Annotated in this window: 12 protein-coding genes; 8 read left to right on the forward strand and 4 right to left on the reverse strand. The window is 57.7% G+C overall.

The window, feature by feature from the left end; all coding sequences use genetic code 11:
- Positions 1 to 149: 149 nt before the first annotated feature.
- The gene (locus M5G26_RS10750) at positions 150 to 863 is read right to left on the reverse strand and encodes a UTRA domain-containing protein (RefSeq protein ID WP_007916338.1); all 714 of its coding nucleotides are present in this window, start codon (positions 861 to 863) and stop codon (positions 150 to 152) included.
- A gap of 351 nt (positions 864 to 1,214) precedes the next feature.
- Here M5G26_RS10750 and M5G26_RS10755 point away from each other — a divergent pair, with 351 nt between their 5' ends.
- The 6 genes from M5G26_RS10755 to M5G26_RS10780 all read left to right on the forward strand — a co-directional run bounded on the left by M5G26_RS10755 (position 1,215) and on the right by M5G26_RS10780 (position 6,602).
- Positions 1,215 to 2,282, forward strand: coding sequence for an ABC transporter substrate-binding protein (locus M5G26_RS10755; protein ID WP_007916337.1), 1,068 nt, complete (start codon positions 1,215 to 1,217; stop codon positions 2,280 to 2,282).
- A 133-nt stretch (positions 2,283 to 2,415) separates the two neighbouring features.
- Positions 2,416 to 3,222 carry an alkaline phosphatase family protein gene (locus M5G26_RS10760; protein WP_273915286.1) on the forward strand — a complete coding sequence of 269 codons (807 nt, stop codon included), beginning with the start codon at positions 2,416 to 2,418 and terminating at the stop codon, positions 3,220 to 3,222.
- 5 nt (positions 3,223 to 3,227) lie between these two features.
- Positions 3,228 to 4,064, forward strand: a complete 837-nt coding sequence (locus M5G26_RS10765; protein WP_163013661.1) for an ABC transporter permease — start codon at positions 3,228 to 3,230, stop codon at positions 4,062 to 4,064.
- A complete protein-coding gene (locus tag M5G26_RS10770; protein ID WP_122598942.1) occupies positions 4,051 to 4,851 on the forward strand; it encodes an ABC transporter permease in 801 nt (266 codons plus the stop codon). The genes M5G26_RS10765 and M5G26_RS10770 overlap by 14 nt, the downstream gene beginning before the upstream one ends.
- Positions 4,848 to 5,837, forward strand: coding sequence for an ABC transporter ATP-binding protein (locus tag M5G26_RS10775; protein WP_273915287.1), 990 nt, complete (start codon positions 4,848 to 4,850; stop codon positions 5,835 to 5,837). The genes M5G26_RS10770 and M5G26_RS10775 overlap by 4 nt, the downstream gene beginning before the upstream one ends.
- 111 nt (positions 5,838 to 5,948) lie before the next feature.
- Positions 5,949 to 6,602 (forward strand): HAD family hydrolase, encoded by a 654-nt coding sequence (locus M5G26_RS10780; protein ID WP_134175098.1) that lies wholly within the window; start codon positions 5,949 to 5,951, stop codon positions 6,600 to 6,602.
- Between the two features lie 145 nt (positions 6,603 to 6,747).
- Here the strand turns inward: M5G26_RS10780 and M5G26_RS10785 are convergent, their stop codons facing one another.
- Complete coding sequence (locus M5G26_RS10785; protein WP_273915288.1) at positions 6,748 to 7,710, reverse strand: zinc-binding dehydrogenase; 963 nt, start codon at positions 7,708 to 7,710, stop codon at positions 6,748 to 6,750.
- A 138-nt stretch (positions 7,711 to 7,848) separates the two neighbouring features.
- On the opposite strand from M5G26_RS10785, the gene M5G26_RS10790 reads away from it, so the two are divergent.
- Complete coding sequence (locus tag M5G26_RS10790) at positions 7,849 to 9,933, forward strand: carboxy terminal-processing peptidase (protein WP_191625210.1); 2,085 nt, start codon at positions 7,849 to 7,851, stop codon at positions 9,931 to 9,933.
- 134 nt (positions 9,934 to 10,067) lie between these two features.
- The gene (locus M5G26_RS10795) at positions 10,068 to 11,858 is read left to right on the forward strand and encodes a bifunctional diguanylate cyclase/phosphodiesterase (protein WP_273915289.1); all 1,791 of its coding nucleotides are present in this window, start codon (positions 10,068 to 10,070) and stop codon (positions 11,856 to 11,858) included.
- A gap of 13 nt (positions 11,859 to 11,871) precedes the next feature.
- Here M5G26_RS10795 and M5G26_RS10800 read toward each other — a convergent pair whose 3' ends face one another.
- Both M5G26_RS10800 and M5G26_RS10805 read right to left on the reverse strand, forming a co-directional pair.
- The gene (locus M5G26_RS10800; RefSeq protein ID WP_273915290.1) at positions 11,872 to 12,291 is read right to left on the reverse strand and encodes a hypothetical protein; all 420 of its coding nucleotides are present in this window, start codon (positions 12,289 to 12,291) and stop codon (positions 11,872 to 11,874) included.
- The coding region (locus M5G26_RS10805) for an RHS repeat domain-containing protein (RefSeq protein WP_273915291.1) at positions 12,288 to 13,166 on the reverse strand (879 nt) is incomplete at its 5' end. The genes M5G26_RS10805 and M5G26_RS10800, both read right to left, overlap by 4 nt.

Raw genomic sequence — 13,166 nt, forward strand, 5'->3', positions numbered from 1 at the left:
CGCCGGGGCCCAGCCTTTTGCTTACTTTTCGGCGTCTGGAAAAGTGAGTCGCTGTAAGAGCGAAACCGCCAGCGGCGACACCCGCAGAAACGGATATTCACACAGAACCCAATAGCCTGGTCGGCCCACAGGCCGCCAAGGCCAAAGCCTCAAACCACATCAACCCCGACGTGAATCGCATCATGCCGCCAAAACTCCAGATCACAATCAATCAACCGCTCATGCTGATCATAATTGACCCGAGCAATCCGCAATCCCGGACTCCCCACCGACACCCGTAAAGCCGCCGCCGCATCCACCGACAACGACGTAGGCACAATCTCAAACCGCACCCGCCCATAGTGCAAATCGTAATGCCGCGCATACAACTCGGTCATCGACTGATTCAGATCAAACTCAAGAATCCCCGGAAAAAACTGCGGATTCAAATAGTGCTCCACATACAGCACCAGCCGCCCATCAATGCGCCGCGACCGGCAAATCTGAATCACGCTCGACAACGCCGGCAACTGCAACCACGCACACACCGCCGCCGACGCCGGCTGCAAACGTGCCGAAATCACCTCGGTCGACGGCACACGCCCCTGCGCACTGACCATCGCGTGAAAGTGACTGCGCTGCATCAGGTTGTACGCCAGACGCGGCGGCGAAACGAACCAGCCCCGTCGCTCCTCGCGATAAATCTGCCCCTGCGCCTCCAACTGCAACAACGCCTCACGCACGGTAATCCGCGTCGTACCGAACAACTCACTGAGCTTGCGCTCGGCCGGCAACTTGCTGCCCGCCGCCAACAACCCGTGATCAAGCTGCTCCTGCAACACCTGGCCAATCGCTGTCACCGCTTTTGTTGCCTCATCGCGCATCAACGTTACCTATCTGGACTAGACCAGCACTGTTTCGGGGCAAAACCGCACGGCAATCGAGCCGTTTCCTGATATTGCAAGCCTAGGCAGTGCAGATGACCGAGAGATGACAAAACTACCGAACGGTCGTCTTCACGACTTGCAATACATCGGCCAAGTCCCTTGCCCTGCGGGCCTTTGAGCATGGTCTACGCTTATCTGACACCCGCCAGTACCGGGCAAATAAAAGGCCTGCCACAAGGCCGCCGACATCAAAGTGTCATCCAGCCCCCTTAAATTGGCTCAGGTATTGCTGACCTAGACCAACACACACCGCAATCGCAGCGTTGAACACGACCAAGGAGCTTCGGAATGAAACAGCTTTTCCTGGCAACACTGTTAGGCTCGACCATTGCAATGTGCACCTCCGCCATGGCGGCCGGCACCGATCTGAAAACCCTCGAAGCCGCTGCGAAAGCGGAAGGCGCCGTCAACAGCGTCGGCATGCCCGATGACTGGGCCAACTGGAAAGGCACCTGGGAAGACCTGGCCAAGACCTACGGCCTGAAACACATCGACACCGACATGAGCTCGGCCCAGGAAATCGCCAAGTTCGCCGCCGAAAAAGACAACGCCACTGCTGACATCGGCGACGTCGGTGCGGCCTTCGGCCCGATCGCGGTCAAGCAAGGTGTGGTGCAACCGTACAAGCCAAGCACCTGGGACCAAGTCCCGGACTGGGCCAAGGACAAGGACGGCAACTGGGCACTGGCCTACACCGGCACCATCGCGTTCATCGTCAACAAAAAGCTGCTGCACGGCTCCGAAGTACCGACCAAGTGGGCTGACCTCAAGGGCGGCAAATACAAAGTTTCGATCGGTGACGTGAGCACCGCCGCCCAAGCCGCCAACGGCGTTCTCGCTGCGGCACTGGCCAACGGTGGCGACGAGAAAAACATCAAGCCTGCGCTGCTGCTGTTCGCCGACATCGCCAAACAGGGTCGCCTGTCGATGGCCAACCCGACCATTGCCACCATGGAAAAAGGCGAGATCGAAGTCGGTGTGGTCTGGGACTTCAACGGCCTCAGCTACAAAGCCAAGATGGCCAACCCGGATGACTACGTGGTGCTGATCCCGTCCGACGGCTCGGTGATTTCCGGCTACACCACGATCATCAACAAGTACGCGAAAAACCCGAACGCCGCCAAGCTGACCCGCGAATACATCTTCAGCGACGCCGGCCAGACCAACCTCGCCCGCGGCAACGCCCGTCCAATCCGCGCCGAGCACCTGCAACTGCCGGAAGACGTGAAGGCCAAACTGCTGCCGAACGAGCAGTACAAAAAGGTCACCCCGATCAAAGACGCCGATGCGTGGGAAAAGACTTCCAAGGCCCTGCCACAGCAGTGGAACGAGGAAGTCATCGTCGAGATGAAGTAATCCTTCATCTGTAGGAGCTGCCGCAGGCTGCGATCTTTTGATCTTGCCCTTTAAAAGCAACATCAAAAGATCGCAGCCTGCGGCAGCTCCTACAGGGGTTGGTTCCAGTTTTGTTTTCGGAGTTTTTGCCCCTATGAAGCACAACGTCATCCTTGTCGTGCTCGACGGCCTCAACTACGAGGTCGCGCGTCACGCCATGGGGCATCTGCAGGCTTATGTTGGCGCAGGACGCGCCGCGCTCTACCAGTTGGAGTGCGAACTGCCGGCCCTGTCCCGACCGCTTTATGAATGCATCCTCACGGGCGTGCCGCCGATCGACAGCGGCATCGTCCACAACAACGTCTCGCGCCTGTCCAACCAGCGCAGCATTTATCACTACGCCCGCGATGCCGGTTTGAAAACCGCGGCGGCGGCGTATCACTGGGTCAGCGAGTTGTACAACCGCTCGCCGTTCGTAGCGGCACGCGACCGCCACACCGACAACCTGTCGCTGCCGATCCAGCACGGGCATTTCTACTGGAGCGATCACTACCCGGATTCGCATCTGTTCGCCGACGCGGAAAACCTGCGCCTGCGCCACGACCCGAACTTCCTGCTGATCCACCCGATGAACATCGACGACGCCGGGCACAAACACGGTCTCGATTCTTCGCAGTACCGCAACAGCGCGCGCTTCGCCGACATCATCCTCGCCGACTATCTGCAGAGCTGGCTCGACGCTGGCTATCAGGTATTGGTGACTGCCGACCACGGCATGAACAACGATCGCTCGCACAACGGCCTGCTGCCGGAAGAGCGTCAGGTGCCGCTGTTTGTCCTCGGTGACGCGTTCAGCCTCGACGCTGGCGCCGCCCCCAAGCAAACCGACATCTGCGGCACCGTCTGCGAACTGCTCGGCGTGCCCCACGACAAACCTGTGTGCCGGGAGTTGCTCAAGTGAACTCGATGACTCGCGGCAAATGGCTGGCGGCGCTGTGCCTGGTGCCCTTCGCACTGTTCTTTATCGTCTTCGAAATCGCCCCGCTGGTCTGGGTGATGATCAACAGTCTGCAATCTGAAGAGTTTGGCTGGGGCTTGGCCAACTTCAGCAAGATCTTCAGTTCGAAGTTCTACTTGCAGGCGATCCAGTACAGCCTCGAGATCAGCTTCTGGTCGAGTGTGTTCGGCATCATCATCGCAGTACTCGGTGCGTATTCCCTGCGCCGGGTCGACTCGAAACTGCGCAACTTTGTGAATGCCTTCGCCAACATGACCAGCAACTTCGCGGGGGTGCCTCTGGCCTTCGCGTTCATCATCCTGCTCGGTTTCAACGGCAGCATCACCATCATGCTCAAGCAGTCGGGGATCATTCAGGACTTCAACCTGTACTCGAAAACCGGGCTGATCATCCTCTACACCTACTTCCAGATTCCGCTTGGCGTGCTGCTGCTCTACCCGGCCTTCGACGCCTTGCGTGAAGACTGGCGCGAGTCCGCCGCGTTGCTTGGCGCCAATGGCTGGCAGTTCTGGCGGCACATTGGTTTGCCAGTGCTGACCCCGGCGCTGCTCGGCACGTTCGTGATCCTGCTGGCCAACGCCCTCGGTGCTTATGCCACGGTGTACGCGTTGACGACGGGCAACTTCAACGTCCTGCCGATCCGGATTGCGGCGATGGTCTCCGGCGATATTTCCCTCGATCCAAATCTGGCCAGCGCGTTGGCCGTGGTGCTGGTGGCGCTGATGACCATCGTCACCGTCGTGCATCAACTGTTGTTGAAGAGGAGCTACCATGTCTCGCGCTGAATCCGGCCCGGCCGGCGTCTACCACCGCGTCGTGGTTTATCTGCTGTTCGCGATCCTCTTGCTGCCACTCGTGGGCACGCTGATTTATTCGATCGCCAGCAGTTGGTCGGCGACCATTCTGCCCAGCGGCTTCACCTTCAAGTGGTACATCCAGTTGTGGAGCGATCCGCGTTTCCTGCACGCCTTCGGCCAGTCATTGCTGGTCTGCGTTGGCGCGCTGGTGCTTTCAGTCGTGCTGATCCTGCCGCTGCTGTTCGTCGTGCATTACCACTTCCCGAAACTCGATGCGCTGATGAACATCCTCATCCTGCTGCCCTTCGCGGTGCCGCCGGTGGTGTCGTCGGTGGGACTGTTGCAACTTTACGGCTCCGGGCCGATGGCCATGGTCGGCACGCCGTGGATTCTGATCGGCTGCTACTTCACCGTGGCGCTACCGTTCATGTACCGGGCAATCACCAACAACCTGCAAGCGATCAACCTGCGCGACCTGATGGACGCCGCGCAACTGCTGGGTGCCAGCACCTTTCAAGCGGCGTTTCTGGTGGTGCTGCCGAACCTGCGCAAAGGCCTGATGGTCGCGTTGCTGCTGTCGTTTTCGTTCCTGTTTGGTGAGTTCGTGTTTGCCAACATCCTCGTCGGCACCCGCTACGAAACCCTGCAGGTTTACCTGAACAACATGCGTAACAGCAGCGGTCACTTCACCAGTGCGCTGGTTATTTCGTATTTCTTTTTCGTGCTGGTCCTGACCTGGATCGCCAACATCTTGAACAAGGACAAAAGCGAATGAGCTATGTCAGCGTCCAACACCTGCAGAAAAGCTACGCCGGCACGACCGTTTTCAGCGACATCGACTGCGAAATCAACGAGGGTGAATTCGTCACCCTGCTCGGCCCCTCCGGTTGCGGCAAATCCACACTGCTGCGTTGCATCGCCGGCCTGACACCGGTCGATGGCGGCAAGATCCTCCTCGATGGCGTCGATATCGTGCCGTTGAGTCCGCAGAAACGCGGGATCGGCATGGTGTTTCAGAGCTATGCGCTGTTCCCCAACATGACCGTGGAACAGAACGTTGCCTTCGGTTTGCGCATGCAAAAGGTCAACGCCGACGACAGCCATAAACGCGTTTCGGAAGTGTTGAAACTGGTTGAACTGAACGACTTCGCCAGTCGCTATCCGCATCAGTTGTCGGGAGGCCAATGCCAGCGCGTGGCCCTCGCCCGTTCGCTGGTCACGCGTCCGCGTTTGTTGCTGCTGGATGAGCCGCTGTCTGCACTGGATGCACGCATTCGTAAGCACCTGCGTGAACAGATCCGCCAGATTCAGCGCGAGCTGGGCCTGACGACGATTTTCGTCACTCACGATCAGGAAGAAGCGCTGACGATGTCTGACCGGATTTTCCTGATGAATCAGGGAAAAATCGTACAAAGCGGCGATGCCGAAACCCTCTACACCGCCCCCGTCGATGTGTTCGCCGCCGGCTTCATCGGCAACTACAACCTGCTCGATGCCGACGACGCATCGAAGCTGTTGCAGCGCCCGATCAACCACCGCATCGCCATTCGCCCGGAAGCCATCGAACTGAGCCTTAACGGCGAACTCGACGCGCAGATCCGCAGCCACAGCCTGCTCGGCAACGTCATCCGCTACCGGATCGAAGCGCGCGGCGTGGAATTGGTGGTGGATGTGCTCAATCGTTCGGCCGCTGATTTGCATCCCGACGGTCAGCGTCTGGCGCTTTCCATCGATCCGACGGCCCTGTGTGAAGTAGCTTAAAAGCAGCTGCAAGCTTCGAGCTACAAGCTTCAAGTTGTAGACTGCGGCGTAACTGATTTCAATTCTTGCAGCTCGACGCTTGTAGCTCGCAGCTGTTCTCGGAGAGAACCGATGGCTTTGGCAATTTTTGATCTGGACGAAACCTTGATCCACGGCGACTGCGCCACCCTCTGGAGCGAGCAGATGGGGCGCCTGGGCTGGGTCGATCCTGAATCGTACATGCGCAAGAACAACGAGCTGATGGACGCCTACAGCCATGGCAAATTGCGCATGGAAGACTACATGGAATTCAGTCTGGAACCGCTGATCGGACGCACGCCGGAAGAAGTCGAGCACTTGGTCGGGCCATGGGTTGAAGACTTTATCGAACCGATCATCTTCAGCGACGCGACCAAGACCATCGCCGCCCACCGCAAGGCCGGAGACCGGATTCTGGTGATCTCGGCGTCGGGCACGCATCTGGTCAGACCTATCGCCGATCGACTGGGCATCGATGAAATTCTGGGGATCGAACTGGAAGTCGCCCACGGCGTTTACAGCGGCCACACCGTTGGCACCCTGACCTACCGCGAAGGCAAGATCACCCGTTTGCTGGAATGGCTGGATGCTGAAGAGGAAAACCTGGAAGGCGCGAGTTTCTATTCCGACTCACGCAATGATTTGCCGTTGTTGCTGAAGGTGGATTTCCCGCATGTGGTCAACCCGGACCCAGTGCTGCTGGAACACGCCGAAAAGGCCAACTGGCCAATTCACCTCTGGAAATGACAAAGATTTAATCTGCACAGGCAGGCTGATATTCCAAACCTGAGTTCGACCCGATGCATCAGGTCGATGTAGCCCGGCAGAACAACCCGGTCAGTCCCCTCTCCCTTTGGGAGAGGGTTAGGGTGAGGGGCTTTTTGCCTTGATCTCAGCTCAGACTTTCGTCAATCACCACTACCAGTTTGCCCGCCACCGTATTACTCGCCAACTCCGCAAACGCCGCCTCGGCATCCTTCACCGCAAACGCCTTGGCCAACTGCGGACTCAACCGCCCCTCGGCAAACAGCGGCCACACCTGCTGACCCAGATCACTCAACAGATCCGCCTTGAACTGATCGTCACGACTACGCAACGTCGAGCCCAGCAGTTGCACACGCTTGGCCAAGACCTGTGCCAGATCCAGTTTCGCCTCACGCCCGCCCATCAAACCGATCAACACCCAGCGTCCATCCAGCGCCATCAGCTTCAGGTTCAGCGCCGAATAATTAGCGCCGACCGGGTCGAGAATCACATTGAACGGCCCGAAATCACGCAGACTCTCCAGATCATCGGTGCGCACTACCCCACCCTGGGCGCCCAGTGCCTCGCAGTAGGCCAACCGCTCGGCTGAACCAACGCTGACCCAACATGGATTACCGAACGCCTTGCACAACTGAATGGCGGCTGAACCGATTCCACTTGCGCCGGCATGCAGGAGAACTTTCTCACCCGGTTTGAGCGCCGCAAGTTGAAACACATTCAGCCAGACTGTTGCATAAACCTCAGGCAATGCGGCAGCCTCGATCAGCGAAACGCCTTCGGGTACCGGCAGTACATGCCGCCCGTCGACGACCACCTCTTCGGCCATGCCGCCCCCGGCCAGCAAGGCGCAAACCCGATCGCCGACCTGCCAGGCACTGCCCGCGCCGACCTCGCTGATCACTCCGGAACACTCAAGACCGAGCACTTGGCTGGCCCCTGGCGGTGGCGAATAAAGCCCTGCTTTCTGTAATAAATCGGCACGATTGAGGCCCGCTGCCGCCACTCGGATGCGGACTTGTCCTACATCGCACGTAGGACTCGGCTCTTCAACCCATGCCACTTGACCGTCAACGCCTTGCAATGCCTTCACAGTGCCTCCATAGTGAGTCTGGACTGAGCCCGAAGCTGTAGCGCCGGGCTTTTTGCATTATGCGACCGGCTCTCGTAGAACCGGCGACTTCAAAGACGGCCTAATATGCGTTATCAATTGTCCCCGCGTCGAATCAGCATGAAGCATTTGCTCCCCAGCACCGCCCTCGCTCTTTTCATCGGTATCGGTTTGCTGCCGGTGTCGGGCAATACATTCGCAGCCAACAGCTGGGACAAATTGCAGCCTGATCGCGATGAAGTCATCGCCAGCCTGAACGTCGTCGAGTTGCTCAAGCGTCACCACTACAGCAAGCCGCCGCTCGACGATGCGCGCTCGGTGATCATCTACGACAGCTACCTCAAGCTGCTGGATCCGTCGCGCAGCTACTTCATGGCCAGCGACATCACCGAATTCGACAAGTGGAAGACGCAGTTCGACGACTTCCTCAAAAGCGGCGACCTCAACGCCGGGTTCACCATCTACAAGCGCTATCTGGACCGCGTCAAGGCGCGTCTGGACTTCGCCCTTGCCGAGCTGAACAAAGGCGTCGACAAGATGGACTTCACCACCAAGGAAACCTTGCTGATCGATCGCAAGGACGCCCCTTGGCTCAAATCCACCGCTGAACTCGACGACCTGTGGCGCAAACGCGTCAAGGACGAAGTGCTGCGGATGAAGATCGCCGGCAAAGAGCCGAAGCAGATCCAGGAAACCCTGACCAAGCGCTACAAGAACCAGTTGGCGCGCCTGGACCAGACCCGTCCGGAAGACATCTTCCAGGCGTACATCAACACCTTCGCCATGTCGTACGATCCGCACACCAACTATCTGTCGCCGGATAACGCGGAAAACTTCGACATCAACATGAGCCTGTCCCTCGAGGGTATCGGTGCCGTGTTGCAGAGCGACAACGACCAGGTAAAAGTCGTGCGTCTGGTGCCGGCAGGCCCGGCTGACAAGACCAAACAGGTCGCCCCGGCCGACAAGATCATCGGCGTTGCCCAAGGCAACAAAGAAATGGTCGACGTGGTCGGCTGGCGTCTGGACGAAGTGGTCAAACTGATCCGTGGCCCGAAAGGCACCGTGGTGCGTCTGGAAGTGATTCCGGCGAGCAATGCGCCGAACGACCAGACCACCAAGATCGTGCCGATCACCCGTGAAGCGGTGAAGCTCGAAGATCAGGCCGTGAAGAAGTCCGTGCTCAACCTGAAACAGGACGGCAAGGACTACAAACTCGGCGTCATCGAGATTCCAGCCTTCTACCTCGACTTCAAGGCGTTCCGCGCCGGTGATCCGGACTACAAGAGCACGACCCGTGACGTCAAGAAGCTGCTCACCGAGCTGCAGAAAGACAAAGTCGACGGCGTGGTCATCGACCTGCGCAACAACGGCGGCGGTTCCCTGCAGGAAGCCACCGAGCTGACCAGTCTGTTCATCGACAAAGGCCCGACCGTACTCGTACGTAATGCCGATGGCCGTGTCGACGTACTCGAAGACGAAAACCCGGGCGCGTTCTACAAAGGTCCGATGGCACTCTTGGTCAACCGCTTGTCCGCCTCGGCCTCGGAGATTTTCGCCGGCGCCATGCAGGACTACCACCGCGCGCTGATCATCGGTGGCCAGACCTTCGGTAAAGGCACCGTGCAGACCATCCAGCCGCTGAACCATGGCGAACTGAAACTGACCCTGGCCAAGTTCTACCGGGTCTCCGGTCAGAGCACCCAGCATCAGGGCGTGCTGCCGGACATCGACTACCCGTCGCTGATCGACACCAAGGAAATCGGCGAGAGCGCTCTGCCGGAAGCCATGCCTTGGGACACCATCCGCGCGGCAATCAAACCGGCGGCCGATCCGTTCAAGCCGTTCCTGGCTCAGCTCAAGTCCGAGCATGACACGCGCACCGCCAAGGATGCCGAGTTTGTGTTCATCCGCGACAAGCTGGCCCTGGCGCAGAAACTGATGGAAGAAAAAACCGTCAGCCTTAACGAAGCCGAGCGCCGTGCCCAGCACAACGACATCGACGCCAAGCAACTGGTGATGGAAAACATCCGTCGCAAGGCCAAAGGCGAAGAGCCGCTCAAAGAACTGAAGAAAGAAGACGAAGACGCCCTTGCGGCCGCTGACCCGGACAAGGTCAAACCGGAAGACGATGCCTACCTGAGCGAAACCGGGCGCGTCCTGCTGGATTACCTGAAGTTGAGCAATCAGGTGGCCAAGAAGTAAGGTGATGGCAATTTAGTGCTGACGATCCCCGGATCGTCATCAAACAGTCATCATTCTGTCGTGCAATAAAGGACTGGGAGCCACTCTCTTCATCGAGAGCGCTCCCAGTCCTTTTTTTATCGCCAGAGATTGCCATGACCACGACCGAACAGCTGAGTGCCTTGAGCTCGATCCTGACTCAAAGCGGTTTACACAGCCTGTTCCAACCGATCATCAGCCTCTCGGAACGGCGCATCCTCGGTTACGAAGCCCTCACTCGCGGCCCTTCCAACAGCCCTCTTCACTCGCCCATCGCGCTGTTCGCCGTGGCCCGTCAGGCCGGGCGTTTGAGCGAACTCGAGATCGCCTGCCGCCAGAGCGCTTGCCGCCGCTTCAACGAGCAGCAACTGCCGGGCAAACTGTTTCTCAACGTCTCGCCGGAATCCTTGCTTGAAGCCGCACATCAACCGGGGCGCACCTTGCAGTTGCTGCAGGATTTCGGCATTCCGCCCAGCCAGGTGGTCATCGAGCTGACCGAACAGACGCCCATCGACGATTTTCAGTTGCTGCAAACCGCCTTGCATCACTATCGGGCGATGGGTTTTTCCATTGCGCTGGATGATCTCGGTGCCGGCTATTCGAGCTTGCGGTTATGGTCGGAACTGCGTCCGGATTATGTGAAGATCGATCGGCACTTCATCGATGGCATTCATCAAGATGCGTTGAAGCGCGAGTTCGTCGGCTCGATCCTGCAAATCGCCAAAGCCTCTCGCGCGCAAGTGATCGCCGAAGGCATCGAGCTGCCGGAAGAACTCGCGGTGCTGACGGAAATGGGCGTCGATCTGGTGCAGGGCTACCTGCTTGGCCGCCCCCAAGAACACCCACCGCGCGATGCCCGCGCCTTGATGCCCAAGCACGACAGCAGCAGCGTTGCGCTGAACGACGAAGGCAGTGACCTCAGCGCCCTGCTCAACGACCAACCGGCCGTGCATCGCGACACCCCCACCGCCACCGTGCTGGAAGCCTTCCGCCGCCAGGCCAACCTCAACTCACTGGCAGTACTCGACGAACAAGGTCAACCCTGCGGCATCGTCCACCGCCACTCGTTGTCGGATGCCCTGCTCAAACCGTTCGCCACCGACCTGTTCGCCCGTAAACCGATCAGCCGCCTGATGAACGACGATTTCCTCGCCGTGGAAATGAGCCAGTCACTGCAACAGGTCAGCCGACTGATCACCAGCCGCGCGCGCCAGCGCATCGAAGAAGACTTCATCATTACTCTTAACGGCGGCTACCTGGGTCTTGGCCGGGTGATCGACGTGCTTAAACTGATCACCGAGTTGAAGATTCAACAGGCGCGGTATGCCAATCCGCTGACTTTGTTGCCGGGGAATGTGCCGATTCAGCAATGCCTGACGCGGTTGCTGCAGCAGGGGCGCGAGTCGGTCATTTGCTACGTCGACATCGATAGTTTCAAACCCTTCAACGATATCTATGGCTACGGGCGTGGTGATGAAGTTTTGCTGTGCCTGGCGCAATGCCTGAACGAGCGGGTAGACCCGAGCCGCGACTTCGTTGGTCACATTGGTGGCGACGACTTCCTCCTTGTCCTCGGTCCGGACGACTGGCGCAAACGCCTCAATCAACTGCTTGATGACTTTCAGAGCCAATGCCGACGCTTCTATCGTACGGAACATCTTGAAGCTGGATGCTTTATCGCACCGAATCGCCAAGGGGTGCGGCAGGAGTTTCCGCTCTTGTCACTGTCCATCGGCGTAGTACATCTGCATCCCGAAGCCTGCGCACAACTTGATGCCAGTCAGCTTGCCGAGATGGCATCGCAGGCGAAGCATCATGCGAAGAATGTTCCGGGGTATAGCGTGCATGTGATTGATAGTCTTACCGCTGCCGAGCTACATCGATTGCAGCTTAGCGTACAACGTTGACTTGATTTTTAGTTTACCAAGCCGACTTATCCTCACTAGCAGCCATCAACAGATCCTCTTTCCAGATTTCTGTCGCTAGTTGATAGACATCTTGAAAAAAACTACGTGGACTTTCTAACAAATACCACTCCTCACGCGGCCAACTGTTTGTCTCGCATTCATCTATTTCAAATATCGCTTGGAAATCGAAGCTTGGATCCTTAAGTACCGCTTCGAGATTTTCAACGAGAGCCAGTTTATGCCTATATGAGAGATAAGGCTGATTCAAGCAATACTTCTTTATTAGCATACTTCTATCAGCTTGATCATTCGGATCATAAACCTCGAGTTCTACACCCTTGGACTCCTCTCTATCATAAACATCAAACATCCCAACGAACCACATTAAGTCAGGTTCAAAGCGTTCATTTAAAAATGGGTCTTTCAGCATCATTTTCCCTCCGCGGGGAAGCCCGTGAAAGGCTCCTGTGTATTCAACTTGTCGAATTTAACCTCAAACCAATTCATATCCTCATTAAGCCCCGGGTTTTGTGCATCTTTTTTATTGGGTCTGTAACCGCGCCCAGCTCCAGGAAGCTCCAATCTAACTATTGGATTTTTCTTCTGATCCTTCCCTGTATGTCTAATCAATCCGTTTTTATCCTTCGTCATCGCTTTATTCAATGCCCCCAAATGCATGCGCCAACTATGAAACTGAGAGCTTGGATTACCTTTGGCACCTTTCGGGACCTCACCGGTATGAGGATCCGCTCCATTGATCGCTCGCTGTTTTAGAGCAGGATCAGAAATTTCCGAACTATGTTTTTTCACAGTGTGCATGTCATAAATTTTTTCATACTCACTAACACGCCGCTTTGCATTTCCCTCGGCTAGTTCATCAATCCTCGCCCTACGCTGCTCCGCCGTCATCTTCGGCAGCGCTGGCTCACCCTCATCTACCTTAGCCCCACCGACCCCACCCGGCACCTCACACCCAGGCTTATTCGGCGGTGGACAATTGGAGTTCAACCCCAACGGATCCACCCACCCCGTCGGATTCGGCACGTACTGGTACTGATTCAGCCCACCGGCCAACTTGATCGGATCCGGTGTCAGATACCGTCCCAACCTCGGGTCGTAGTACCGGTGCCGGTTGTAATGCAGCCCGCTTTCCGCATCGAAATACTGTCCCTGAAAGCGCAGCGGCTGGTTCAGGTAGTCGTCGCCGGCCAGGGTCAGTGCGGCGACTTTGCCGTAGGCGTCGTATTGCGCTGACCAGACGATGTCGCCGCTGTAGTCGGTGAGTTCTTGCGGGGTGCCGAGGTGGTC

Source organism: Pseudomonas sp. TNT2022 ID642, assembly GCF_028656995.1.
Lineage (GTDB): Bacteria > Pseudomonadota > Gammaproteobacteria > Pseudomonadales > Pseudomonadaceae > Aquipseudomonas.

Bases quoted from the DNA above. Each gene is read 5' to 3' on its own strand.
- M5G26_RS10750 (WP_007916338.1), bottom strand. From the start codon at position 863: ATGCGCGATGAGGCAACAAAAGCGGTGACAGCGATTGGCCAGGTGTTG.
- M5G26_RS10755 (WP_007916337.1), top strand. From the start codon at position 1,215: ATGAAACAGCTTTTCCTGGCAACACTGTTAGGCTCGACCATTGCAATG.
- M5G26_RS10760 (WP_273915286.1), top strand. From the start codon at position 2,416: ATGAAGCACAACGTCATCCTTGTCGTGCTCGACGGCCTCAACTACGAG.
- M5G26_RS10765 (WP_163013661.1), top strand. From the start codon at position 3,228: ATGACTCGCGGCAAATGGCTGGCGGCGCTGTGCCTGGTGCCCTTCGCA.
- M5G26_RS10770 (WP_122598942.1), top strand. From the start codon at position 4,051: ATGTCTCGCGCTGAATCCGGCCCGGCCGGCGTCTACCACCGCGTCGTG.
- M5G26_RS10775 (WP_273915287.1), top strand. From the start codon at position 4,848: ATGAGCTATGTCAGCGTCCAACACCTGCAGAAAAGCTACGCCGGCACG.
- M5G26_RS10780 (WP_134175098.1), top strand. From the start codon at position 5,949: ATGGCTTTGGCAATTTTTGATCTGGACGAAACCTTGATCCACGGCGAC.
- M5G26_RS10790 (WP_191625210.1), top strand. From the start codon at position 7,849: ATGAAGCATTTGCTCCCCAGCACCGCCCTCGCTCTTTTCATCGGTATC.
- M5G26_RS10795 (WP_273915289.1), top strand. From the start codon at position 10,068: ATGACCACGACCGAACAGCTGAGTGCCTTGAGCTCGATCCTGACTCAA.
- M5G26_RS10800 (WP_273915290.1), bottom strand. From the start codon at position 12,291: ATGATGCTGAAAGACCCATTTTTAAATGAACGCTTTGAACCTGACTTA.